21 protein-coding genes and 1 pseudogene are annotated in these 24080 nt (G+C 68.4%); 7 read left to right on the plus strand and 15 right to left on the minus strand.

Annotated elements, in window-relative coordinates; all coding sequences use genetic code 11:
- Window positions 1–40: 40 nt before the first annotated feature.
- The 9 genes from ASD42_RS00655 to ASD42_RS00695 form a co-directional block, all read right to left on the minus strand.
- Window positions 41–412, minus strand: a complete 372-nt coding sequence (locus ASD42_RS00655) for a hypothetical protein (RefSeq protein WP_200950362.1) — start codon at window positions 410–412, stop codon at window positions 41–43.
- Entirely contained in the window at window positions 412–1116 is a 705-nt protein-coding gene (locus ASD42_RS00660; RefSeq protein WP_056809118.1) for an ABC transporter ATP-binding protein, read from the minus strand. The genes ASD42_RS00655 and ASD42_RS00660 overlap by 1 nt, the downstream gene beginning before the upstream one ends.
- Window positions 1113–1826: an ABC transporter ATP-binding protein gene (locus tag ASD42_RS00665; RefSeq protein ID WP_056809119.1), complete on the minus strand. Its 714-nt coding sequence runs from the start codon at window positions 1824–1826 to the stop codon at window positions 1113–1115. The genes ASD42_RS00660 and ASD42_RS00665 overlap by 4 nt, the downstream gene beginning before the upstream one ends.
- Window positions 1804–3924 carry a branched-chain amino acid ABC transporter permease gene (locus tag ASD42_RS00670; RefSeq protein WP_056809121.1) on the minus strand — a complete coding sequence of 707 codons (2121 nt, stop codon included), beginning with the start codon at window positions 3922–3924 and terminating at the stop codon, window positions 1804–1806. The genes ASD42_RS00665 and ASD42_RS00670 overlap by 23 nt, the downstream gene beginning before the upstream one ends.
- On the minus strand, window positions 3924–5270 hold the full coding sequence (locus ASD42_RS00675) for an ABC transporter substrate-binding protein (RefSeq protein ID WP_056809123.1): 1347 nt from the start codon (window positions 5268–5270) through the stop codon (window positions 3924–3926). The genes ASD42_RS00670 and ASD42_RS00675 overlap by 1 nt, the downstream gene beginning before the upstream one ends.
- A 268-nt stretch (window positions 5271–5538) precedes the next feature.
- Window positions 5539–6039 (minus strand): hypothetical protein, encoded by a 501-nt coding sequence (locus ASD42_RS00680; protein ID WP_056809124.1) that lies wholly within the window; start codon window positions 6037–6039, stop codon window positions 5539–5541.
- A 29-nt stretch (window positions 6040–6068) separates the two neighbouring features.
- Window positions 6069–6851, minus strand: coding sequence for an enoyl-CoA hydratase (locus ASD42_RS00685; protein WP_056815067.1), 783 nt, complete (start codon window positions 6849–6851; stop codon window positions 6069–6071).
- A gap of 10 nt (window positions 6852–6861) precedes the next feature.
- A complete protein-coding gene (locus ASD42_RS00690) occupies window positions 6862–8040 on the minus strand; it encodes an acyl-CoA dehydrogenase family protein (protein WP_056809126.1) in 1179 nt (392 codons plus the stop codon).
- On the minus strand, window positions 8024–9022 hold the full coding sequence (locus ASD42_RS00695; protein WP_056809128.1) for an acyl-CoA dehydrogenase family protein: 999 nt from the start codon (window positions 9020–9022) through the stop codon (window positions 8024–8026). The genes ASD42_RS00690 and ASD42_RS00695 overlap by 17 nt, the downstream gene beginning before the upstream one ends.
- Window positions 9023–9197: 175 nt before the next feature.
- On the opposite strand from ASD42_RS00695, the gene ASD42_RS00700 reads away from it, so the two are divergent.
- The gene (locus tag ASD42_RS00700; protein WP_174551921.1) at window positions 9198–9851 is read left to right on the plus strand and encodes a TetR/AcrR family transcriptional regulator; all 654 of its coding nucleotides are present in this window, start codon (window positions 9198–9200) and stop codon (window positions 9849–9851) included.
- A gap of 37 nt (window positions 9852–9888) precedes the next feature.
- Here the strand turns inward: ASD42_RS00700 and ASD42_RS00705 are convergent, their stop codons facing one another.
- Together ASD42_RS00705 and ASD42_RS00710 are read right to left on the minus strand one after the other, a co-directional pair.
- Complete coding sequence (locus ASD42_RS00705; RefSeq protein WP_056809133.1) at window positions 9889–11034, minus strand: thiolase family protein; 1146 nt, start codon at window positions 11032–11034, stop codon at window positions 9889–9891.
- Window positions 11027–12463 carry a class I adenylate-forming enzyme family protein gene (locus tag ASD42_RS00710; RefSeq protein WP_056809134.1) on the minus strand — a complete coding sequence of 479 codons (1437 nt, stop codon included), beginning with the start codon at window positions 12461–12463 and terminating at the stop codon, window positions 11027–11029. Before ASD42_RS00710 ends, ASD42_RS00705 begins: the two co-directional genes overlap by 8 nt.
- A gap of 53 nt (window positions 12464–12516) precedes the next feature.
- On the opposite strand from ASD42_RS00710, the gene ASD42_RS00715 reads away from it, so the two are divergent.
- Window positions 12517–13281, plus strand: coding sequence for an SDR family NAD(P)-dependent oxidoreductase (locus ASD42_RS00715; protein ID WP_056809136.1), 765 nt, complete (start codon window positions 12517–12519; stop codon window positions 13279–13281).
- Window positions 13282–13447: 166 nt separating this feature from the next.
- Here the strand turns inward: ASD42_RS00715 and ASD42_RS00720 are convergent, their stop codons facing one another.
- The 4 genes and pseudogenes from ASD42_RS00720 to ASD42_RS00730 form a co-directional block, all read right to left on the minus strand.
- Window positions 13448–14215: an enoyl-CoA hydratase-related protein gene (locus ASD42_RS00720; RefSeq protein WP_056809138.1), complete on the minus strand. Its 768-nt coding sequence runs from the start codon at window positions 14213–14215 to the stop codon at window positions 13448–13450.
- Window positions 14215–15486: an acetyl-CoA hydrolase/transferase family protein gene (locus ASD42_RS00725; RefSeq protein WP_084786974.1), complete on the minus strand. Its 1272-nt coding sequence runs from the start codon at window positions 15484–15486 to the stop codon at window positions 14215–14217. The genes ASD42_RS00720 and ASD42_RS00725 overlap by 1 nt, the downstream gene beginning before the upstream one ends.
- Window positions 15483–16373, minus strand: a complete 891-nt coding sequence (locus tag ASD42_RS33570) for an HpcH/HpaI aldolase/citrate lyase family protein (protein WP_084787089.1) — start codon at window positions 16371–16373, stop codon at window positions 15483–15485. Before ASD42_RS33570 ends, ASD42_RS00725 begins: the two co-directional genes overlap by 4 nt.
- A gap of 39 nt (window positions 16374–16412) precedes the next feature.
- A pseudogene (locus tag ASD42_RS00730) lies at window positions 16413–17558 on the minus strand (CaiB/BaiF CoA transferase family protein); the annotation flags it as partial.
- A gap of 166 nt (window positions 17559–17724) precedes the next feature.
- Between ASD42_RS00730 and ASD42_RS00735 the strand changes: the two are divergent.
- The 5 genes from ASD42_RS00735 (at window position 17725) to ASD42_RS00755 (ending at window position 24073) form a co-directional block, all read left to right on the plus strand.
- Window positions 17725–19269 carry a class I adenylate-forming enzyme family protein gene (locus ASD42_RS00735; protein WP_235569257.1) on the plus strand — a complete coding sequence of 515 codons (1545 nt, stop codon included), beginning with the start codon at window positions 17725–17727 and terminating at the stop codon, window positions 19267–19269.
- A gap of 10 nt (window positions 19270–19279) precedes the next feature.
- Window positions 19280–20065: an SDR family NAD(P)-dependent oxidoreductase gene (locus ASD42_RS00740; protein WP_056809140.1), complete on the plus strand. Its 786-nt coding sequence runs from the start codon at window positions 19280–19282 to the stop codon at window positions 20063–20065.
- A 55-nt stretch (window positions 20066–20120) separates the two neighbouring features.
- Window positions 20121–21125 (plus strand): acrylyl-CoA reductase (NADPH), encoded by a 1005-nt coding sequence (gene acuI, locus ASD42_RS00745; protein WP_235569258.1) that lies wholly within the window; start codon window positions 20121–20123, stop codon window positions 21123–21125.
- A 13-nt stretch (window positions 21126–21138) separates the two neighbouring features.
- Window positions 21139–22335 (plus strand): FAS1-like dehydratase domain-containing protein, encoded by a 1197-nt coding sequence (locus ASD42_RS00750; RefSeq protein WP_056809142.1) that lies wholly within the window; start codon window positions 21139–21141, stop codon window positions 22333–22335.
- Window positions 22336–22411: 76 nt separating this feature from the next.
- Complete coding sequence (locus ASD42_RS00755) at window positions 22412–24073, plus strand: class I adenylate-forming enzyme family protein (RefSeq protein WP_200950363.1); 1662 nt, start codon at window positions 22412–22414, stop codon at window positions 24071–24073.
- The last annotated feature ends 7 nt before the right edge of the window (window positions 24074–24080 follow it).

Consider the following 24080-nt stretch of genomic DNA (forward strand, 5'->3'; position numbering starts at 1 on the left):
CGGGGGCGCTCCCCACCCCGGGGCGCTCCCGATCAGATCCTCATCGAGCCGCTGCGGCCGTGTCGTCGAGTTGAATCCGGTTCTCCGACAGTCGATCCCCGAGCCGGTCGAGGTCGTAGGACTGGCGCGCCATCCAGAAGCGAAGAACACCGGTCAGCGAGTAGCGCACGAACAATGCGGCGCCGACGACGCTGCCCGCCACTCCGGTGAGCGCCAGCGCCAGCGCGTCGCGCTGGGCGAGCGGATCAGAGGTGTTGTGCGCCAGGAAATAGGCGATCACGGCCAGCGCCGGGCCCGCCACCATCAGGGCGGCGCCGAGGCGCAGCCACAGACTGCCCCGACCCGCGGCCGGATCGGGGATCTTCAATTCGGCCAGTTCGCGGGCGAAGCGGTCGGCACGTGTTTCGGTCATCATTGACTTCCTAGGTAGAGGTTGGCCAGTTCGCGGCGGAGTTCGCCGTCGGCGGGCCCCTGGTATTCGATGCGGCCACGCACCAGCACGGCCGCGTGATCGGCGATGTCGAGCACAGCGGCGGCGAACTGCTCGACCACCAGCACCGCCACGCCTTGCCGAGCGATCTCGGCGACCTGCTCGTAGAGTCGCTCGACCACCAACGGGGCCAAGCCCATGGACAGTTCGTCGAGCAGCAGCACGGCGGGATCGGTGGCCAATCCTCTGGCAAGGGCGAGCATCTGCTGTTCGCCGCCCGACATCGTGCCCGCGATCTGATCGGCGCGCTCGGCGAGAATCGGGAATCGGCTGAACGCCACCTCCTCGATCTCGGCGTGGGTCTTGCCGGTGAAGGTCATCATCAGCAAGTTGTCGCGGACCGACAGGTTGGGGAACACGCCGCGGCCCTCGGGGATCAGGCAGACCCCGGTGGCGGCCAGATCGCGAGGGTCGGCCCCGGTGACGTCTCGGCCGCCGAGCACGAGTCGGCCGGTCGTGACCGCGTGCACCCCGGCCGCGACGCGCAACGTGGTCGTCTTGCCCGCACCGTTGGGCCCGAGCAACGCGACCACCTCGCCCGCGGCGACCCGCAGGTCGAGCCCGTGCAGCACGGTGATCGCATCGTAAGCCGCACGGACACCGTGTAGTTCGAGTGCGAAGGTCATCCTTCTCCTAGGTAGGCGGCGAGTACGGCGGCGTCACGGCGGATCACCTCGGGCGGACCGGAGCTGATGATCTTGCCGAGGTCGAGCACGTAGAGCTGATCGCAGACGTTCATCACCAGGCCCATGTCGTGCTCCACGAGCAGAACCGCGACACCGTCGTCGGCCAGCGACCGCAACAACGCGGCGAACCGCTCGGTTTCGGTGTGGTCGAGGCCGGCCGCCGGCTCGTCGAGCAGGACCACGCTGGGCCGGGCCGCCATCGCCCGGCCCACCTCGACCAGCCGACCGGTGCCGGTCGGCAGCTCGTCGGCGGTGGTGTCGGCGACCTCGTCCAGGCCGAGCCTGCCGAGGAGTTCGTCGACGATCCTGGCGGCCTCGCGCCGGTGTCGTCCGAGCTCGGCGGCGACCAGTAGATTGTCGCGAACACTCAAGCGGCCGAACAGTTCCAGCCGCTGAAAGGTCCGTGCCAGCCCGTGCCCGGCCCGGCGGGCGGGCCCGAGCCGGGTGACATTGCGGCCGTTCATCGTGACCCGGCCGGTCACCGGTCGCCGCAACCCGCAGATCACGTCGAACAGGGTGCTCTTGCCCGCGCCGTTCGGACCGATCAGGCCGGTCACCCGGCCCGCCTCGGCGCACAGCCCGGCTCGGTCGAGGGCGCGGTGACCACCGAAGGTCACCGAGACCTCCTCAACTTCGAGTAGTGATGCCACGATCGAGCATCTCCTTGTCTGCTGTGGTCCACGGCCGTTCGATGCCGAGCCATTCGACCGGCACCTGCGCGGGCGTGGGCGGACGGTTACGCCGATTCGCCCAGCGCGGCACGACGATGGCGGCGATCAGCGCGCCGGCGGTGAACACGTAGCCGTTGACGACGTCACCCACGCGCAGCGCCCACAGCAGGGCCAGGCCACCGATCAGCACCGCCATCGCGACCCGATCACGCAGTGCCGCAGCCCATTCGCGGCGCATATGCGCCAACGCGCCCTGGCCGAGGAATCCACCGCTGAACGCGATACCACCCAGCGCGGGCAATACGTGGACGAGGTTCGTCAGCGCCGGGAACAGCACGGGAATCGCGTTGAGCGGTCCCGAATAGACGGCGCCGGTGAACAAGCCGCTGCCGACCGCACCGAGCCCGGCGATGACCACGATCAGGAAGATCGGCAGGCCGGCGACGAATCCGAACTGTTCGGCGGTCACCGACCGCAACTGCATGCCGTAGAGCGCCCCGCCGAGTCCGGCGATCGCCGCCGACAGCGAGAACACCAGCATCTTGGCCGCCAGCAGGTTCCCTCCGAGAGTGGCGTAGGCGGCCTCGCTGTCGCGCAGGGCGATCAACCGTCTGCCGAGTCGGCTGCGGCGCAGCATCGCCACCCCGAATCCGGCCAGCCCGAGCACGACCGCAGCGAAGACGGTCACCTGCGCGGTACTGGTCAAATGGATCCCGAACAGGCTGGGGCCGACCAGATCCACCGATCCTTGATCGAACAGGGCGATCCGCACCCCGAACACCTCGAACGACGGCAGGGTGAAGATCCAGCGGTCGAGCACGACCGCGAACGCGGCCGTGCCGAGCGCGAGATACACCCCGGACAACCGCAGCGCAGGCAACGCGATCAGCGCGCCGACGGCGCCCGCGATCGCCATGGCGGCGAGCAACGCCCACCATTGCCCCTCGGCCCCCAGATGCGCGTAGGCAACCGCGCCGATCCCGGCGATGCTCAACTGACACAGCGAGATCTGGCCCGCGAAACCGGCGAGCGGGACGAACGACAGCGCGATCACCCCGAAGGCGAAGATCAGGCCGTAGGTGATCAGATCCGCTTCGCTGAGCAAAGTAGCGAGCATGACCCCGACCACCGCGACGACGACCGCGAACACGGCCGAACCACGCACGGTCGGCAGCGGCACGGGGCTCAACCGCCGATCACGCCCACGCAACCGCCCGTGCGGGAACAACAGCAGCGCGACGAGCAGCAGCAGCGCGGGCGCGGCCAACCGCAATCCGGGCAGATACTCGTTCTGCGGCAGGTACCCCGTGAGGTAGCTCTCCAGGCAGCCGACGACGACCGCACCGAGAAAGGTCATCGGCAGACTGCGCAGCCGCCCGAAGATCGCCGCGCTGTAGGCGCTGACGATCAGCAACGACAGTTGCGCCGCGTCCAGGGCCACCATCGGCGCGATGAGGATGCCGCCGACGGCCGCCAACTCGATGCCGAGCATCCAGGCCACCCGGTTGGCACGCTGCGGGTCGGCGCCGGTGAGCCCGACCAGGGCCCGATCGTCGACGGTTGCCCGCATCTCCGCGCCGGTTCTGGTCCGGTACAGCAGGATACGCAGGGCAACGGCCACCGCCACCGCGACGACCATGGTCAACGCCTGATGCCAGGTGATGGTCACCGATCCCAGGTGCAGCGGTCGTTGCTCGGCGAAGAACCGCGGCAGGGTGCGCGCCACGTCCGGATTCCAGATCCAGCGCGCGGTGAGCATCAGGCCGCTGAGCAACGCCACCGTCATGACCAGCTTCTCGGCATCGCCGAGGCCCTGGGTCGGCGCCAGCGCCTGCGCGAACGCCAACCCGAACAGTGGCGCGAACACCAGTAGCACCAGGGCCACCGCGATCGGCGTCGGCACGCCCCAGCCCACCGTGAACTGCCAGTACACGAAGGCCGACATCATGCCCGCCGCGCCGTGCGCGAAGTTGAAGACACCGGTCGTGGTGAAGGTCAGGACCAGGCCGCTACCGATGATGGCGTAGATCGCGGCGGTACTGAGCCCGACGATGCCGAAAGCGATGAACTGCTCCATTATTTGACGTCGCTCATGCTCTTGCCGACGTCGGCCAGTGTCAGCGGGCGGCCGTATTCCTTGGTATAGACGTAGGGCTTCATGTCGCAGCGGAACGGGCCGGTGTCGGGCTTGAAGTCCGCGATCGTCCAGCCCTGCGCGGTCGCCTTCATCACGTTGAAGCACTTGGGCGGCACGGTGTGGGTCGACATGTCGGCGGGAGCCTGCAAACCGCCCGCGGTCCACGCGGTCTCCTTGCGCGCGGTCTCAACGACGCAGGTGCGGGTGAGGTTGTCACCGCAGCTCGAAGCCGCCTTCGCGAACAACAGCCACTGGATCAGCGAGCGCAGCCCGTTGTAGGTCAGTTTCCCGTCGGGTGCGTACCGGGCGTACAGATCCTTCGCCCGCTGCACCGCGGGGGCACTGTCGGCAGACTCCAGCGGCACCGTCCCCGACAGGTCGGCGAAGTTGTTCTGGGCGGACAGGGACGTGCGGGCGAGTTCGAGGAACGCGGGGGTGTAGGCGTTGCTGGTGACGTCGACCCAGTCCAGCTTGTAGTCCATGCTGGTGAGCACATCCTCGAGCTTGGCGAGGCTGCGGAAGTCACCGAGGAAGATCAGACCCTTCACACCCTTCGCCTTGATGGACTGTGCGTAGGGCGTCCAATCCGAGACTCCGGCCGCCGGGTAGAGGTCGTTGTAGATCAGGGTCGCGCCCTCGGCGGGCAGCGACTCCCCGTACCGATCCGCCATGGATTTCACCACCGGCGAGTCGGCCACGATGATGCCGACAGCGGCCGCCGACGCCGGGTACGCCTCTTTGAACAGCCACTGATGCATGCCCGCGTAGGTGTCGTAGGGGCGCGCGGAGGAAGCGCCGGACCCCACTTGTAGATCCGAACCGGTGTTCTCGGCCTGACTCACCTGTGAGGGGAACTCGGGCAGCGTGCAGGAGAGCCGATCTTTGACCCCGAGGGAATCGAGTGCGGCGGAGCCACCGACCAGCGCGAAGTCCTCGCGGCAGGCTTCCAGCATCCGCTGGCGGACCTCGAGCAGTTTCGCGTCACGGATGTTGAAAGCCAGCTTGCGACCGTTGATTCCGCCGTTGTCGTTGCACCAGGAGGTGAAGACCTTGGCGGCATCGACCAGTTCGGGGTTCTTGGTGAAGCCCATGTCGGTGAACACACCGACTTCGATCTGCTGCGGCGTCACCCCCTGCGCGGGCGAACTCGTCGACGTGCCGGACTGACAGACGCCGGTCAGATCACCGAACTCGCTCGTCACCGCCTTACCGCCCGGTGCCGCGGTCTCTTCGACGCCACTGCCGGTGCGGCCGCTACAGCCCGCCACCAACAAGGTAGTCGCCATCAAGGCGACGAATATTCGCTGCGATCTCACCGATGTCCTCCTGACACAAGCTCGGCGGCCGAGCCCTGCTCCTCATCGAACGAGGCGTCTATGGTCGACGCTCTCCATATCGGAAATCATCTTCTCACTCAGAGAGAATAAAGTTAACACTTTGACGAAAGATCGATGTCGAATCCTTGCGGCGGTGATCGACAGCCGTTCGCCACACCCCGCGCACACGTGTGGCGCCCAGCGGAAAACCGCTGAGCGCCACACTGTTTCGGCTACCTCAACAAGCCGGCGAGGTACCGCCCTGAATCGCCATCAACGCGCAGTAGGTGGCCGCGGCGACCTTCCACTGGCCGCCCTCACGCACCGCCTGACCGGTCTGATCGGGAAGCACCGGGGTGCCGTTCATGAGCAGCGAATAGGTGACGTCGGCGTTGTCGGCGTCGATCAGCTTCACCCCGCCCACGGTGACCGAGGTGCTCTGGGCCTGCGGGTTGGCCGCCTGGGCCTGCAGCAGCGGGGTGAACGCGGCGCCCTTCTCGACGACCGCGACCTTCTTGTCCGCCGGCGCCTTGCCGTCGAAGAACAGCACGTAGGCATCGGTGATGGACTTGACCGCAGCCGGGTCGGCCGCCGCGGTCGTGGCCGAGGTGGCGACCGCCGAGGTGGTCGACGAACTACTCGAACCCTCGTCGTCGGAGCCACAGCCGGTGACCGTGACGACGGCGATCGCCACGAGACCGCAACAGGCCATCGCCTTGCGGCGCAGTGTATTTCGCATTGGTGGAACCTCTCTCCATGAGCGACGGATCACTCGATCTTCTGTTTCATCTCGTCCAGCGCCATCAGGATCGGAAAGCCGTTCACGCTCAACGCGTTCCCGTGACCGGTCGAGTGCACATCGAAGACGGACTGGATGGCGGCATAGAAGCCCTGGACGTCGAGAGTTTGGTTGACCGCGCGTTTGGCCTGCCGCAAGCCGAACGACGGCATCGCGGCGATCCGGGTAGCGAGCGCGCGGGTCTGCTCGTCGAGCTCGGCCCGCGGCACCACCTTGTTCACCATGCCGACCTGTTCGGCCTCCGTCGCGGTCACCGCGCGGCCGGTGAACAGGATCTCCTTGGCCTTGCGCGCGCCGAGTTCCCAGGTGTGCCCGTGGTATTCGACGCCGCCGATGCCCATGAGCACGACCGGGTCGGAGAACAGCGCGTCGTCGGCGGCGACGATCAGGTCGCACGGCCAGCACAGCAGGAGTCCACCGGCGATGCACCGGCCCTGCACCGCGGCGATGGACGGCTTGGGCACATTGCGCCAGCGCAGGGAGTACTCGAGGTAGCGTCGGCTCTCGTTCTGGTAGATCCACTCCAGGGTGATGTCGTCGGAGGAGGGCCAGCGATCTTTCAGATCGTGACCGGCCGAGAAGTGTTTACCCTCGCCGCGCAACACGATCACCGCGACCTCGGGATCCTGGGCGGCGCGGGTCCACGCGGCGTCGAGTTCGTCGAGCAGGTCCGAGTTCTGGGCGTTGGCCGCCTCCGGCCGATCCAGAGTGATGGTCGCGATCTTGTCGGCGACTTCGTAGCGGATGTACACAGCGAGCTCCTCAGCTCCGAGGGAGACCGAGCACACGCTCGGCGATGATGTTGCGTTGGATTTCCGAGGTGCCGCCGGCGATGGTGCCCGCGAAGCTACGCGCGTAGCGCTCGAACCAACTGCACGAGAAGTTGTCCAGATTCAGCGGATTGAACGGCGCGGTCATGGCCGGGTGTACGAGCCCGTCCGAGCCCGCCGCGAGCAGGGTCTGCTCCGCCGCGCTCTGCACGGCCTCGGAGCCGAACACCTTGAGCACCGACAGCGCGGCGACGTCCTGGTCGCCGCGGGCCGCGCGAGCCAGTGCCGCCGAGCCGAGCAGGCGCAAGGCCTGGTTGTCCATGACCATCGTCGCGTAGTGGTCGCGCTCTAGCACCGTGCTCGGCCGGAAGTCTTCGATCAGTTCCCGCAGCCGCTCGGCGAAGCTGAGCCACAGCAGTGTGCGCTCGTGGCCGAGCGAACCGTTGGCCACACCCCAGCCCCCGTGCAGCGGGCCGACGAGGTTCTCCGCGGGCACCACCACGTTCTCGAAGAACACCTCGTTGAAGTCCAGGTCGTGCGGACCGCAGATCGAGGCGAACGGCCGCCGCGTCACCCCCGGGGTGTCGGTCGGGATCAGCAGCACGCTGATCCCCTTGTGTTTGGGGAGGTCCGGGTCGGTACGGACGAAAGTGAGCAGCACGTCGGCGTCGTGGGCTCCGGAGGTCCAGACCTTCTGCCCGTTCACGACGAAGTGGTCGCCGTCGAGCACGGCGCGGGTCCGCAGACCGGCCAGATCGGACCCGGCGCCCGGTTCGCTCATGCCGAGCGCCGCGGTGATCTCGGCGCGCAGGATCCGCACCGCCCAGTTCTTCTTCTGCTCTTCGGTGCCGAAGGACAGCAACGAGGCGGCGATGATGCCGAGCCCCTGGGGGTTGAAGCTGTGATACATGTGCCGCTTGGACAGCTCTTGCAGGTGCACGTACTGCTGCACGAGGGTCGCGTTGCGGCCGCCGTATTCCGGGGCGTTGCCGGGAAGCAGCCAGCCGCTGTCGAATTGGCGACGCTGCCACTCGCGAGCCCAGCCGGGAATATCGGCGCTGGAACCAGCCCGGTCCGCTCCCGCGACCGCCGAGTCGGGCAGGTTCTCGGCCAGGAAGGCCACGAATTCGGCCCGGAAGGCTTCGACGTCGGCGTCAAAAGTCAGTTGCACGGTACTCCTCGGCGATCAGCGCCCGATGCGTGTGCGCGCCGCCGAGCAGCAGCTCGCCGGCCTTGGCCCGCTTGAGCGCGAATTGCAGGTCGTTTTCCCAGGTGAAACCCATGCCGCCGAACAACTGCACACCGTGACGGAACACCAGGGACTGGCATTCACCGGCGGCGGCCTTGGCCATCGAGGCCGCGATCCGGCGGCGTGGATCATCGGCGGCGATGGTCAGCGCCGCGAAATAAGCCAGCGCCCTTGCCCGTTCGATGGCGATCTGCATGTCCGCGGCCTTGTGCTTGACCGCCTGGAACGAGCCGAGCGCGACGCCGAACTGCTGACGCGTGCGCACATGCTCGAGCACCAGGTCCAGAATGCGCTGACAGGCACCGACCATGGTCAGTGCCAGACCGGTCAGGGCGAGATGGCGAGCACGTTCCGGCACGGTGGTGACGCGGCGCTCGTCGCGCACCCGCACCCCGACGAAGCTCACGTCGGCGAGGTGCAGGACCGGGTCGAACACCGCTGTGCGCCGGGCGATCGCCTCGGAAGCCTCCACGACGAACACCCCGACATCGGTGACGACCGCGAACTGCTCGGCTCGATCACCGTCGAGGACGTGGTGGCCGGTGCCGTTGAGCACCCAGTCCGAGCCGTCGCGTTGCACCGTGACACCGGTGAACACGGCCGTCCCCGAGCGAGGGCCCTGCGCGAATTCCGCCGCGAGCGGGGCGAACTGGCTCATCGTCGCCAGATAGGGCGTCGGATCGGTGGCCCGGCCCAGCTCCTCGAGCACGATGGCCAGTTCCACCGCGTCGGTGGCATCGGTCAATTCGGTCCAGCCCAGCTCGACATAGGTATGCCACAGCGGGGCAGGATCGGCGTCCTTGTCCGCGACCGCACGGATCAGTGCGGGCGGACACTCCTTGGCGAGAACGGCGCGGACAGTCTCCTGCCACAGCCGTTGATCGGAGTCGAACTCCACGAGCATCCGGAGGGCCTCCTTGCCAGCTACCGTCATTAACAATAGGGAGAATAGCATTCTCTTCAGAAGAAAGTAATGGTCTCCAAGATCGCGGACACGCAGGGCTCACCACCGTTGGATATGACGTTCTCCGGTACAGTGCATCCATGTTCTGCACACATAACCGAGGATGGAGGCGACCGTGACCAGCGTCAGCGAAGAGCCCGCCTGGAAGCAGCGGGCCGTCGAGCGGTCCATCCGCGGGGCGAAACTGCGCGCCGAGCAGCGGGTGCAAAAGTTCCTCGACGCGGCGCAGGCCATCATCACCGAAAAGGGCACCACCGACTTCACCGTCCAAGAAGTGGTCGACCGTTCGCGTCAGTCACTGCGCAGCTTCTACCTGCAGTTCGACGGCAAGCACGAGCTGTTGCTCGCTCTGTTCGAGGACGCGCTGAACCGGACGGCGGATCAGCTGGCGGCGGCCGCCGAGGGCAAGACCGAACCGCTGGACCGTCTTCGGGTCACCGTCGAATTGCTGTTCGAACTGTGTAGGCCCGACCCGGTCGCGCAGCGTCCGCTGTTCACCGATTTCGCGCCGCAACTGCTGGTCTCGCATCCCACCCAGGTCAAGATCGCGCACGCGCCACTGCTGAGCCTGTTCACCGACCTGATGGAACAGGCCAAGGAGGCCGGTGCGCTGCGCGATGACCTCAACCCGCGCCGCATGGCCGCCGTGGTGATGCAGACGGTCATGTTCACCGCACAGTCGGCGGGCGGTACCGACGAGGACTCCGCGCACCCGATCACCGCGGGTGAAGTCTGGGACTTCTGCGCGTTCGGGTTCGCCAAGGCCTGAACCGACCGGGTGGCCGATGCGGCCACCCGGTCACCGTTCATGGCGCCGCCACCTCGACGACTGTCGCCGAACCCATTCCGCCGCCCGCACACAGCGCGGCGATACCGAAGCCGCCACCGCGCCGCCGCAATTCGTGCACCAGGGTGGCGATCATCCTGGCACCGGTCGCTGCGACCGGATGACCGAGCGAGCATCCACTGCCGCTGACATTGACCAGGTCCGGGTCGATGTCGAGTGCCTTGATCGTGGCCAGGGGCACCACGGCGAACGCCTCGTTGATCTCGAACAAACTCACCTGGGACAGCGAAATACCGGCCCGGGAAACAGCTTTCGCGATCGCCTCGATGGGCGCCAGCCCCGTGACGGCCGGGTCGACCCCGACCGATGCCCAGGCCCGGATCACACCGAGCGCGGGCAGCCCGAGACGATCGCTGGCGATGGCCAGCGCCGCGGCGCCGTCGTTGGCGCCCGCGGCATTGCCCGCCGTGATGCTGAAACCCTCGATCTCCGGGTGCAGAACCTTCAACCCGGCCAGCTTCTCCAGCGTGGTGTCGCGCCGTGGGTGCTCGTCGACCTCGAACAGGCCGTGCGGGGTCTTGATCGGCACGATCTCGTCGGCGAAGCGCCCCTCGTCGATGGCGGCGATGGCATTGCGGTGCGAGCGCAGCGCCCAGGCGTCCATTTCCGCGCGCGAGATACCAGCTTTGACCGCCGCGTTCCAGCCGACAGTGATGGACATGTCCAGATTCGGCGCATCCGGACGATCGGGGTGACTGGGTGAGGTCCAGGGCTCGAGCCATTCGTCCTCGCCCACCCGGAAACGCAGGCGCGGCGCGGTGGAGTCGGAGTTCACGCCACCGGCGATGACGAGCCGGTCCATGCCCGCGCGAATGCTCGCCGCGGCGGACTGCACCGCCGCCATCCCCGCCGCGCAGTGCCGGTTCGTGGCGAGGCCGGGCACTGTGGTCAGCCCGGCGGTGACCGCGGCGTGCCGGGCCAGCACTCCGCCGCCGTAGCGGCCTTCCCCGAGAACGACGTCGTCGATTCGGCTCGGATCGAGGCCGTCGGCCACGGCGGCGACTACATGATCGGCCAGCGTGAAGGCGTCGGTGTCGCGCATTGTCCCCTTCCGTGCGGTCCCGATGGGCGTGCGTAGCGCGGAGACGATGACTGCTTCAGGCACGGGTGTCCTCCAATTCGGCAACAAGGTTGCGTCGCAATAGTTTTCCGGTGTCGGTCTTGGGCAGCTCGGTGCGGAACACGATGACGTCGGGTGTCTTGGACGAGCGCAGCCGCTCTTTGACCCACTGTTTGATCCGCGCCTCGTCGCCGACCCCGACGACCACCGCGACCAGGCGCTGACCCCATTCCGGATCGGGCACGCCGACGACCGCGGCCTCGGTGATGCCGGGGTATTCGAGGAGCACGTCCTCGATCTCGGCCGGTGCGATGTTCTCCCCGCCTCGGATGATCGTGTCGTCGGCGCGACCCTCGATGAACAGGTAGCCGGCGTCGTCGAGCTTGCCGAGATCGCCGGTGGGGAACCAGCCGTCGGCGTCGAGGGCGCTGCGTCCGCCGTATTCGCCCGAGATCTGCTCACCACGGACGAAGACCAGCCCGGGCTCCCCCACCGCTACGGGTTCATTTGCGGCACTGCGGATCTCGAACTCGATGCCGGGAAGTGGACGACCCACCGAACCGAGCCGGTCGCGGACGAGCGGGTCGTCGGAGGTGGCGGCGGCACGGTGATCCTCCGGCCCGAGGACCGCGACGGAAGACGCGGTCTCGGTGAGTCCGTAGGCGTTGACGAAGCCGGTCTCGGGGAACACCCGAAGCGCGCGGTCCAGGACCGGGCGCGGCATCCGGGAGCCGCCGTAGGCCAGCGTCGCCAGGGTCGGGGTGCCCGCGTCGGGCCCCTCGACCTCGCCGACGATGCGGGCCAGCATGGTCGGCACCAGCATCGCCTGCGTGATCTGTTCCCGGCGAACGGTCGCCAGCCACTCGGCGGGGTCGAACGCGGACAGGTAGACCACCCGGCGTCCGGCGTAGAGGTTCGAGAGCAGATTCGTCAGCCCCGCGATGTGATACGGCGGCACCGACACCAGCGTCGCATCGGTGGTCGCGGCGGCGCCGAACTCCACGGTGTTGAGCAGGTAGGCCATCAGATGCCGGTGCCGCAGCAGCGCCGCCTTGGGCGCGGAGGTGGTGCCGCTGGTGTAGAGGATCACCGCCACCGAGTCCGCGTCCCACGGTGTCGGCAGCTCCAGCGGGCCCGGCTGCGCGGGGTCGACGGCCACCAGGGCGTCGAGGTCCTCCGGTCGCAAGATCAGCGCGCCCGGATGTCGGTCGAGCAGTGCGCTCAGCTGGGCGTCGCCGAGCCGGTAGTTCAACGGCACGAACGGCACACCGGCCAGCACGGCGCCGAACAGCGCTACCGGATAGGCCAGGTGGTTCGTGCCCAGATACAGCACCGCGGGGTGCTCATGGAAGCGAGGGGCCGCTCGCCGGGCGCGGTCGAGCAGGTCTGCCGCGGACAGCGAGCGGTCGTCGACCGTGATCACCGATCGACTCCCGGCCGAGGCGGCCATGTCTAGGATCATGCCAATGTTCATGAGAACATTATTCTCACAGCAAGAGAGTGTTAATTTCAAGAGAGGGAAACAACATGGATATCAGTGGTAGTTCCGCCATCGTGGTCGGCGGCACCGGCGGGCTCGGGGCGGCCACCGTTCGCCGCCTGCACGCCGCGGGGGCGAAGGTGGTCGTCGCCGACGTCGCCGACGACAAGGGCAAGGAACTCGAGGACGAACTCGGCATCCGCTACGTGCACACCGATGCCACCAGTGAGGAGTCCGTGCAGGCCGCCATCGAGGAGGCGCAATCCCTCGGCCCGCTGCGGATTTCGGTCGACACGCACGGCGGTCCCGCCAGCGGCGGACGACTCGTCGGCAAAGACGGCAGCCCCCTCGCGCTCGACGGCTTCCGCACCACGATCGAGTTCTATCTGACCGCCGTGTTCAATGTGCTGCGACTCTCGGCCGCCGCCATCGCCAAGCAGGAACCGCTCGACGAAGGCAGCCGCGGCGTCATCATCAACACAGCCTCGATCGCCGCCTACGAGGGTCAGATCGGTCAACTCCCCTACGCCGCGGCCAAGGGTGGCGTGGTCGGGATGACCCTGGTCGCGGCCCGCGACCTGTCCCCGTTGGGCATTCGCGTGGTCACCATCGCCCCCGGCACCTTCAACACTCCCGCCTACGGCAAGGCGGCCGAGCAGCTCGAGGTGTATTGGAGCAAGCAGGTACCGCATCCCAAGCGGATGGGGCAGTCGCCGGAATACGGGCAGCTGGTGCAGTCCATCATCGAGAACGACTACCTCAACGGCGAGGTGATCCGCCTCGACGGCGCGCTGCGATTCCCGCCGAAATGACCACGGCCGGCACGCCTTGACGCTCGCGACGGTCGATGGAACGACCACCGAGGGCATCCGAACCGGGCTGAGGGAACCGCATTCCCCTCACCCGGATTCGGCCCACGGGCACGTGCCGAATTTCCCGGTGCACCAGCCGAATATGTCGTGGCAGCAGCTGAATGCCTCAACGGCCCAGCCAGATCGGGGTTCGCTTCTCCGCGAACGCGCGCGGACCTTCCTGCGCGTCGGCACTGTCGTAGCACTCGACGGCGGCGGTCTTGGCGGCCCGCAGCGCGTCGGACCGCCCCATCTCGGTGGCCAGCATGACCGTGTCCCGCGCCGCCCGCACCGACAGCGGCGCGCCGCGCAGGATCTCGGCGGCCAGTTCCAGTGCCGCCGTCAGGACCGCGCCAGGCTCGGCGAGGCGGTTGACGAGGCCGACCTCGTAGGCCCGGCCCGCGGTGATCGGCGCGCCGGTGAGCAGCAGTTCCATCATGATCCGCTGCGGGATCATATGAATCAGCGGCGCGGCCCACGGCGAGCTGCGCCCTACTTTGACCTCGGTGATCGCGAACGTCGCCGCCGTGCTCGCCACGCACAAATCGCAGGCCTGGGCGATCATCCAGCCACCGGCGAACGCGGCGCCGTTGACCGCGGCGATCGTGGGCTTGGACAGCTCGACGGTGTCGTAGGGCAGCGGGAACATCTCGGGCGGCGGCACCCGCATCCCGGTGTCCACCATCTCCTTGAGATCGCCGCCGGCGCAGAACGCCTTGTCGCCCGCGCCGGTGAGCACGGCCACGCGCAGCGCGGGATCGTGCTCGAAGCGATCCCACGCTGCGTACAGACCCGCGCGCACATCGGCGGCCAGACAGTTGCGGGTTTCCGGTCGGTTCAGGGTGATCACGGCGATGCCGTCGGCCCTGGCGTCGAAGAGCACGGCGTCGTTCATCAGAAACCTCGCTGCTGGATCAGGTGGGCGGCCCGGTCGAGCTCCGCCCGGAAGTCGGGATGGGCGATGGCGATCAGTCGGCGCGCGCGCTCGGCCACCGACCTGCCCGCGAGTTCGGCCGCGCCGAACTCGGTCACGATCACGTCCACCTCGCTGCGCGCGGTGGTCACCGGCCCGGACAGCTGCGCGGTGATTCGGCTGACCGTGCCGCCTTTCGCGGTGGCGGGCAGCGCGATCACGGCGTGCCCGCCCGGTGAGCGCAGGCCGGCGCGGACGAAGTCCACTTGACCACCGGTGCCGCCGAGATAGGCCGATCCGCTCTGTTCGGCGTTCACCTGGCCGGTCAGATCGACCTCGAGCGCCGAATTGAGCGAGACCAGGTTGTCCAGGGTCGACAGCACGGCGGCGTCGTGGGTGTAGGAGGTGGCGCGCATGCCGATCAGCGGGTTGCGGTGGGCGAAGGAATAGAGCCGTTCGGTGCCGATCAGCGCCCCGGTGATCGACACTCCTGGGTCGATGCCTTTGCGCGCGTTGGTGATCGCGCCCGATTCGATGAGATCGACGACGCCGTCGCCGATCATGCCCGAGTGCACGCCGAGATCCGTGCGATCGTGCAGGAGTCGCAGGACCGCGTCCGGCACCGCGCCGACACCGACCTGCAGGACGGTGCCGTCGCCGATGTAGTGCGCGGCGTGTCCCGCGATGGCGTCGTCGGTCGGGTCGGCGGCGGTCGGCGCGACGGTGACCGGCGCCCGCGAAACCCTGACGGCACAGTCGATGTCGGAGCTCGCGAGCAGCGCGCCGTGGGTGTAGGGCACCCGCTCGTTCACCTCGGCGACCACGACGCGCGCTTTCGTGACCGCGGCCCGGACGTAGTCGCTGATCAGCCCGAGGCTGTGGTTGCCGTGCGCGTCGGCCGGGCTCACCTGGACGAAGGCGATGTCGCACCCGATCGTGCCCGCCTCGATCATCGGCGCGACTCGGCCCACGTGGCACGGGATCACGGTCAGCTTGTGCGCCTTGGTCATCGACCGCAACGTGCCGATCGCTCCCATGCTCGACAGGGCGAAGCTGTCGGCCGTCTCGGGGGTGAACAGTCCCGAGAAGCTGGTGGCGATGAACGCCGAGAGCCCGCCGATCTCGCGGCCACCCGCGATCAACGCCTCGACCAGAGTAGTCGGCTCACCACACGCCTGACCGATGACGATGCGGTCGCCGTGGCGCAGGTATCGACCCAGATCCAGATCTGTCACCTCGGCGCGGACGCTCACGCGCGTCCGCCCGACGCCAACAGCGCCTGCGCGCGGGCCAGGTGCGGACGATCGAGCATGGCGCCGCGATGACCGATGGCACCGACACCGGGATGGGCGGCGAACAGGTCGACGATCTCCTGGGCCGCGGCCAATTCCGCGGCCGACGGGGTGAACGCCGCGTTGATCACCTCGACCTGATCGGGATGGATGGCGAGCATGCCGCTGTAACCGTCGCGGCGCACCCGCTCGACTCTGGCGCGCAGTCCCACCAGGTCGCGGAAATCGCCCTGGATGGTCTCGACCGCCGCTACCCCGGCGGCGGTGGCGCCGAGCAGACACAGACTCCGCGCCAGCTCGTAGGTGAATCCGTAACTCCCGTCCGGGTTTCGGTTCTCGGCGGCGCCGACCGAATCGGCGAGATCCTCCGCGCCCCAGGTCATCGCGACGACCCGGGGCGCTCCCCGGTAGGAGCCGGTGGTGAACATAGCTTCGGCGGTCTCGGTCACCAACACGATGACCTTGGTCGAGCCCTGTTCGATTCCGGCGGCTGCCTCCAGCGCGCTCAGATAGTGGTCGAGGAGTTCGACATCGGCACGACCGCGCGACTTGGGCAGCATGATGCCGCCGGGCCCGGCCGGGACGATGGCCGCCAGATCGGCCAGGGTGTGCGGACCGTCGAGCGGGTTGACCCGCACCCACAGCCTGCTCGCGTCCGCGGGGCGGGCGGTGAGCAGATCGGCGATCATCGTGCGGGCCTGGGCTTTCGCCGCGTCGCGGACGGCGTCCTCCAGGTCGAAGATGACGATGTCGGCCGCGCTCGCCGCGGCCTTTTCCATCTTCCGCCTGCTGTCGCCCGGCGCGAAGAGCCAGGAACGCGCGCGAAAGGCTTCTCCGATACTGGTCATTGCTTCTCCAATTCTTCGGTCGATTCGATGGGGCTGTCGCTCGTCGAGTACTTCCGTGGTGTGGGCGCCGAGTCCGGGCGCGCCGGCGGCGATCCGGCCGGGTGTACGGGAGAACCAGGTCGGCGGGCCAGGAAAGCGGACGGCGCCGTACTCGGTCTGGACCGTCTCGAAGAATCCGGCCGCGTTCAGGTGCGGATCGTCGAAGAGTTCGTCGAGAGTGCGGACCGGGGCGGCCGGGATATCCAGCGCGTGCAGCAGATCGAGCCATTCCTGCGTCGTGCGCTCGGCGAACGTCTCGCTCAGCAGGCCGTAGACGGTGTCGATCCGGGCCGCGCGCTGGGCGAGGGTGGCGAAATGCGGTCCGGCCCACGGCGGCTGGACGGCGTCGACGAACGCCGACCACTGCTTGTCGTTGTAGACCAGCGCGCAGACATAGCCGCCGTCGCTGGTTCGGTAGGGCTTGCGATTCGGCGTGACAGCGCGGGGGTACACGGCGGGACCGAGCGGTGGGCTGAACAGCGCGCCGTTGGCGTGTTCCACCAGCATGAACGCGGCCATGGTCTCGAACATGGCGACCTCGACCTCCTGGCCCTCCCCGGTCCGCTCCCGATGGAACAACGCCATGGTGGTGGCGTACAGCGCCGTCAACCCGGCCACCTTGTCCGCCAGGATGGTGCCGACGTAGCCCGCCGTTCCGGTCAGCTGCTCCTGCGCGGAGAGCAGGCCGCTCTCGGCTTGGATGGTGTCGTCGTAGGCGGTGAAGTTCGCGTAGGGGCCGCGCCGGCCGTACCCGTAGCAGTTGGTGTAGACGATCGACGGATTGATCGCCGACACCGCGGCGTAGTCGAATCCGAGTCCGGCGATCGCGGTGGCGCGCATCGAATGGACGAACACGTCGGCGTCGGCGATCAGTGCGCGCAACGCGTCCTTGCCCGACTCCGATCGCAGATCCAGGACCACACTGCGTTTGCCCCGGTTCACATTGACGAACACCCCGCCCATGGTCGGGTCGGGGCCGACCGAGATGTAGCGGGTGTTGTCCCCGGCGGGCGGTTCGATCTTGACGACGTCCGCGCCCATGTCGGCCATGATCTGGGTGCAGTAGGGGCCCATCACCATCGCGGTCAGATCGAGGACACGCAGCTCGGACAGTGGTCCGGAGCGCGTCGTTGTTCGAGGTGCCATCACGGCTCGACCTCTCCTCCGTCACAGGGAACCGGCAGCCGGGAGACGTTGGCGGCCGGGAGGATTCGGCATCGGCGGAAGCCATGTCCAGGAGCTCGCGCGCACTCCGGGACAGCGGGACCGAGCCTATAGTATGAATCATTATAAGAATAGTGAGGAAAGAATCGTGGACGACATCGACAGCCATGACCCACCGAGCTCCCACCGGCCGCGGCGCACGACCGGGACCATCGCCGCGGTACTCGACGCCGCCCGCCGCGACCGCCCAGACGCCGCGGCGGTGGAAGCGGTTTCCGGTGTCTGGACCTATGCCGAACTCGACGATCGGGCCGACCGGGCCGCGGGGGCGCTGTGGTCGCTCGGTGTGCGACCCGGCGACCGGGTCGCCGCCTGCCTGCCCAACGACCTCGACATCGTCGCGGCGTTTCACGGCGCGCAGCGAATCGGCGCGATCTGGGCGGGGATCGGCGAGGCACTCACGGCAAGTGAGCAGCGCTACCTTGACGACCTCTGCGCTCCGATGGTCGTACTCGCGGGGGCACAGTGCCGAGTGACCTCGTCCGCGTGCGTCGATTCCGACCGATGGGCGGAGCTGATGGCCACCGGCACGGTGGCACCGCCCGTCGAGACCGAGGTCGACGCGCCTGCCGCCATCGCCTTCACCAGCGGCACGTCGGGACAGCCCAAAGCCGTGGTGCACAGCCAGCGCAACCTGCTCCTGCCCGGCGCGGCACTCGTCGCCACGCGTGGCTGGGGCCCCGAACTGCGCAAGGGTGACAGCTTTCCGCTCACCATTCTCAATCTCATGGTCCTGTCCACTCTGCTCACCGCACAGGCGGGCGGATGCGCAGTGGTGATGAACCGCCGCGACGTCGACGGCGTCGCCGATTGGATCGCCACACGGCGGATCACCGTGTGGAACGGCGCGCCCGCCCAGCTCTACGATCTCGCCCGCCGCCCCGATCTCGATCTCAGCTCACTCACCGAGGTGTGGAGCGGCGGCGGCGACACCCCGGAATCGCTGCGCCAGGCGTTCCACGCGGCGCACGGGCTCCTCCCCCGCGTCACCTATGGCCTGACCGAGGCGCCGACCGTCGTCTCCATCGACCCGCCGCGAACCCCGCCGCGTCCTGGAACCTGCGGGCAGGTATTGCCGCAGTACACCGTCGCGGCCTACGACGACGACGGCCACCGGCTCCCGGCGGGCGAGCTCGGCGAATTGCGCCTGAGCGGCACCACCACCGGACCGTGGGCGAATCGGTGGCGACCGATGCTCGGCTACTGGGAACCCGAGGGCATCCGCGCACCGGACCCCGGTCCGATCCCGACCGGTGACATCGGGACCGTCGACGCGGACGGCTGGCTGACGGTGCTCGACCGTAAGAAGCTCGTCATCATCCGGGGCGGGGCGAACGTCTATCCGCTCGAGGTGGAACGAGTCATCGCCGCGCACCCCGCTGTCGCCAAGGTCGCGGTCTGTGGCATCGCCGACGACCGGCTCGGCCACCGCGTCGCCGCCGTGATCGAGAGCGGCGGTGTCGCGATCGATGTCGCGGAACTCACCGCACTGTGCCGGCGGGAGCTCTCGCCGTACAAGGTGCCCGAGATCTGGTCCGTGGTCGACGCCCTGCCGGTCAACGCGATGGGCAAGGTCGAGCGGACGAAACTGCCCGCACTCGCCGCCCGACGACCACACTCCACGCAAGCCTGAGGACACCGTCATGACACCCGATCGCGGCACGGCCGCAAGACTTTTCGACCTCGACGGCCGTGTGGCGATAGTGACCGGCGCGTCGTCGGGCCTCGGCGCCGCGGTGGCATCGACCCTGGCCGCACTCGGAGCCCGGGTCGCGGTGGTGGCCCGGCGCAGGGACCGGTTGACCGAAATCGCCGACCGGATCGACGGATTCGCCGTCGCGTGCGATCTGTCCGAGCTCGACGGCGCCGACGGACTGGAGGCGATCGTCCCCGCGGTCGTCGCCGAACTGGGTCCACCGGAAATCCTGATCAACGCCGCAGGCACGATGTTCACCACCGAACGCGCCGAGGACGAACCTGTCGACGCCATCCGCGCGACCATGGACCTCAACCTCGTCGCGCCGTTGCGGCTGTCGCAGCAGGTCTTTCCGCATATGCGCACGCTCGGGCGCGGCACGATCGTCAACATCTCCTCGATCAGCGGCCGGGTCGGCATCCCCGGCATCCCGCAGGCGTCCTACGCCGCGAGCAAGGCCGGATTGTCCGGGCTCACCGCCGAACTCGCGGTGCAGTGGGCACGGCATTCGATCCGGGTGAACACGGTGGCGCCGGGCTTCTTTCGCAGCGAGATCACCGGACCGCTCTACGAGAGCGAGCGCGCCGCGGCGTATCTGCGGCGCAACACTCCGCTACCGAAGGAGGGCACCGCCGAGGACATCGTCGGGGCCGTTGCCTGGCTGGCGAGCGACGCGGGCAGCTACGTCACCGGCCAGACGATCGTGGTCGACGGCGGCTGGACCGCACGCTGACCATTGAACAGTCAAGCATTGCTATCCTTAATAGGATTGAAGTAATGTGCTCGCCATGGACGACACGATGGCGGCGATATTCTCCGCGGTGCTGATCGAAAAAGACGATGCGGGACGAAGAGTCGCGCTGACGAGCGTGGCCGAATCCGCGCTCCCGGACGGCACCGTCGACATCGAGGTCGAGTACTCGACGCTGAATTACAAGGACGCACTGGCGATCACCGGCAAATCCCCCGTGGTGCGCAGCTTTCCGATGGTGCCCGGCATCGACCTCGCCGGCATCGTCACCGACAGCGCGCACCCGGACTGGACCAAGGGTGACCGCGTGGTGCTCAACGGCTGGGGCGTCGGGGAGACCCACTGGGGCGGCCTTGCCCAGCGCGCCCGCCTCGACGGCGACTGGCTCGTACCGCTGCCCGCCGCGTTCACCTCCCGCCAGGCGATGGCGATCGGCACCGCGGGCTACACCGCGAGTCTGTGCGTGAGCGCTCTACTCGACCACGGCGTGCGACCCGAGCAGGGCGAGGTCCTGGTCACCGGCGCGACCGGCGGGGTCGGCGGCATCGCGATCGCCTTGCTCGCCGCGGCCGGCTTCACCGTGGCCGCCGCGACCGGAAAGACCGACGAGGCCGACTATCTGCGTCACCTCGGCGCAACCACGGTGCTCGACCGCGCCGAACTGGCCGCGGGCGGCAAGCCGCTGCAGAAGGAGCGCTGGGCGGGCGTCGTCGACTCGGTCGGCAGTCACACCCTGGCCAACGCCTGCGCCCAGACCCGCTACGGCGGCGCCGTCGCCGCGTGCGGGCTGGCGCAGGGCATGGACTTCCCGTCCTCGGTCGCGCCGTTCATTCTGCGCGGGGTCACCCTGTACGGCATCGACAGCGTCATGGCGCCGCGATCGCGGCGAGACGCGGCCTGGTCCCGGCTCTCCCGCGACCTCGCGCCGGACGCCATCGAGGCGATCGTCGAGGAGATCGCGCTGGCCGACACGATCGCCGCCGCCGAACGACTCATCGCGGGCACGGTGCGTGGTCGCATCGTCGTCGACGTCAATCGATAGTTCAGGAGCAGTTGTGAGCACAAAGCCGAGCCGACCCGCGATCACCGAACTCGACCTGTCCGACGTCGATCACCGGGTCGGCCAGCCGATCGGCGGCGGCCAACTGTGGGATCCGTGCAGTACCTCCGACATTCGTCGCTGGGTGATGGCGATGGATTACCCCAATCCGGTGCACTGGGATCACGAATTCGCCCGTGAGTCCCGCTTCGGCGGACTCGTGGCGCCGCAGTCGATCGCCGTCGCCCTCGACTACGGGCACGGCGCGGCGCCCGCGTGCGTCGGCCACATTCCCGGCAGTCACCTGATCTTCGGTGGCGAGGAATGGTGGTTCTACGGCTGCCCGGTTCGCCCCGGCGACACCCTGTTCCAGCAGCGCCGCTTCCACGACTACAAGGTCGCCGACACGAAATTCGCCGGGCCGACCATGTTCTCGCGCGGCGACACCACCCACACCAATCAGCACGGCGTGCTGGTCGCGCGCGAACGGTCCACCGCGATCCGCTATCTCGCCGCCCAGGCCGCCGAGCGCGGTCTCTACGAGAACCAGTACGGCACGGTGAAGAGCTGGACCCCTGCCGAACTCGCCTCGGTCGACGCGCTGCGCACCGACTGGTTGATGTCGAATCGACACGGCGTCTCGCCGCGTTTCGACGAGGTGAAGGTCGGAGACACCTTGCCGCGCAGGGTGATCGGACCGCACACGGTCGCCAGTTTCACCACCGAGTACCGGGCGTTCCTGTTCAACATCTGGGGCACCTTCGGCTGGGTCGCCCCGCCCGGCATCGCCGACCCCTGGGTGTATCAGGATCCGGGCTGGGTGGAGGGCTTCGCCTTCGACGAGGAGGGGGCCAAGATCGATCCGCGCAAGCGCGACGGCCTCTATGTCGGACCGTCGCGTGGCCATATCGACGCGGACAAGGCCAGCGAGGTCGGGATGGCACGTGCCTACGGATACGGCGCCACCATGGGCGCCTGGTGCACCGACTATCTCGCCTACTGGGCCGGCTACGACGGCATGGTTCGCCATTCCAAGGCGAACTTCCGCCTGCCCGCCTTCGAGGGCGATGTGACCTACTTCGACGCCGAGGTGATCGGTAAGGACGCGGAGTCGGCGTGGGGCGTTCCGATCGTGCAGATCAAGCTGCGCCTGACCAATCAGGACCTCGGCGTGCTGGTGGACTGCACCGCCGAGGTCGAGCTGCCGTTCTGACGGCGCCGAGACATACGCAGAGAGGCCGATGATGGGCGTGGAGTCCGAAACCGTATCCGCACAGGCTGTTTCGCTCGTGACGGGTCCCGATCTGAGTACCGAACCGGGACTCGGACCGCTCACCCTGCCCGGGTTCCTGCGGGAGGTGACCCAGCGATATGGCGACCGCGAGGCGGTGCTCGCGCGGACCGCCGACGGCGACATCCGCTGGACCTACAGCGATCTGTGGGAGCGGGCCGTCGAGGTGGCCATGGCGCTGCGCGCCTGCGGTCTCGGCAAGGACGGCCGGGTCGGTGTCCTGATGACCAACCGTCCCGAGTGGCTCGCCGCGGTGTTCGGCACCGCGCTCGCGGGCGGCGTCGCCGTTGCCCTGAGCACTTTCTCGACGCGCGCCGAGCTGGATTTCCTGCTTCGCGAGTCCAGCGTCTCGGTGTTGCTGTTCGAGCGCACCGTGGCCGACAAGGACTTCGCGGCGGTGCTGACCGAGCTGGAACCGAAGATCGCCGAGGCGACGCCGGGCGCCCTGCACTCGGCGGCATACCCCTTCCTGCGCGGACTGGCCATGATCGGCGAGGCGGCGGCGGGCACCGCGATCGACACGTGGGACGCGTTTCTCGACCGTGGTCGGGGCACCGCTCGCGAACTGGTCGAGGCCACCGCCGCGGCGGTGCGGCCCAGCGATACCGCGGTGCTGTTCTTCTCCTCGGGCTCGACGAGCACCCCGAAGGGCATCCTCAGCGCCCATGCGGGGGTGACGATCCAGATGTGGCGTTTCCAGCGCCTGTTCGGCTTCGGGCCCGCCGACGACGTGCGGTGCTGGGCCGCCAACGGCTTCTTCTGGTCCGGCAATTTCGCGCAGGCGCTCGGCTCGACGCTCGCCGCGGGGGGCGCCCTCGTCCTGCAACCGACCTTCGAGGCCGTCGAGGCGCTCGAGCTGATGGCCGCGCGGCGGGTGAACTTCCCGGTCGCCTGGCCGCACCAGTGGGCCCAACTCGAGGGTGCGCCCAACTGGGACACCGTCGATCTGAGCGGCATGCGGTTCGTGGACTTCCACACCCCGATCGCGCGACACCCGACGGTGTCGACGAAGTGGTTCGAACCCGGCCGCGCCTACGGGTGCACCGAAACCTTCACCATCGCCACCTGTTTCCCGGCCGATACGCCGACCGAGGTGCATGCGGGCAGCAGCGGTATCGCGCTGCCCGGCATGACGATCAAGATCGTCGACGCGCTCACCGGGACCCTGACGGCACGCGGTGCGCGCGGCGAGATCTGCGTCAAGGGCCCCACTCTGATGCTCGGCTATCTCGGCGTCCGCCGCGAGGAGACCTTCGACGCCGACGGATACTTCCACACCGGCGACGGCGGCTACCTCGACGAGATCGGTCGGCTGTACTGGGAGGGCAGGCTCACCGACATCATCAAGACCGGCGGGGCCAACGTCTCGCCGCTCGAGGTCGACGCCGCCCTGAACGACCATCCCGGAGTGAAGGTCACCCGCACCGTCGGCGTCGCTCATCCGACGCTCGGCGAGGTCGTTGTCGCGTGCATCGTGCCCCACGACGGCGCGAGTCCGCTCGCCGAGGAGATCCGTGCTTTCCTGCGGGACCGGCTCGCCAGCTACAAGGTGCCGAGGCACGTGCTGTTCTTCGACGACGCGGACATCGCGCTCACCGGGAGCGCCAAGATCAAGTCCAGCGACCTGCGCGAGCTGGCAGAGGCCCGCCTGCGGTCGTGAGCGACTT

The organism is Nocardia sp. Root136 (assembly GCF_001427185.1).
GTDB classification, from domain to species: domain Bacteria; phylum Actinomycetota; class Actinomycetes; order Mycobacteriales; family Mycobacteriaceae; genus Nocardia; species Nocardia salmonicida.

Excerpts from the sequence above, each read along its gene's own strand:
- acuI (WP_235569258.1), top strand. The coding sequence starts at position 20,121 with ATGGACGACACGATGGCGGCGATATTCTCCGCGGTGCTGATCGAAAAA.
- ASD42_RS00710 (WP_056809134.1), bottom strand. The coding sequence starts at position 12,463 with ATGAACATTGGCATGATCCTAGACATGGCCGCCTCGGCCGGGAGTCGA.
- ASD42_RS00670 (WP_056809121.1), bottom strand. The coding sequence starts at position 3,924 with ATGGAGCAGTTCATCGCTTTCGGCATCGTCGGGCTCAGTACCGCCGCG.
- ASD42_RS00655 (WP_200950362.1), bottom strand. The coding sequence starts at position 412 with ATGACCGAAACACGTGCCGACCGCTTCGCCCGCGAACTGGCCGAATTG.
- ASD42_RS00675 (WP_056809123.1), bottom strand. The coding sequence starts at position 5,270 with ATGGCGACTACCTTGTTGGTGGCGGGCTGTAGCGGCCGCACCGGCAGT.
- ASD42_RS00660 (WP_056809118.1), bottom strand. The coding sequence starts at position 1,116 with ATGACCTTCGCACTCGAACTACACGGTGTCCGTGCGGCTTACGATGCG.
- ASD42_RS00740 (WP_056809140.1), top strand. The coding sequence starts at position 19,280 with ATGACACCCGATCGCGGCACGGCCGCAAGACTTTTCGACCTCGACGGC.
- ASD42_RS00720 (WP_056809138.1), bottom strand. The coding sequence starts at position 14,215 with ATGAACGACGCCGTGCTCTTCGACGCCAGGGCCGACGGCATCGCCGTG.
- ASD42_RS33570 (WP_084787089.1), bottom strand. The coding sequence starts at position 16,373 with ATGACCAGTATCGGAGAAGCCTTTCGCGCGCGTTCCTGGCTCTTCGCG.
- ASD42_RS00680 (WP_056809124.1), bottom strand. The coding sequence starts at position 6,039 with ATGCGAAATACACTGCGCCGCAAGGCGATGGCCTGTTGCGGTCTCGTG.
- ASD42_RS00715 (WP_056809136.1), top strand. The coding sequence starts at position 12,517 with ATGGATATCAGTGGTAGTTCCGCCATCGTGGTCGGCGGCACCGGCGGG.
- ASD42_RS00695 (WP_056809128.1), bottom strand. The coding sequence starts at position 9,022 with ATGCTCGTGGAGTTCGACTCCGATCAACGGCTGTGGCAGGAGACTGTC.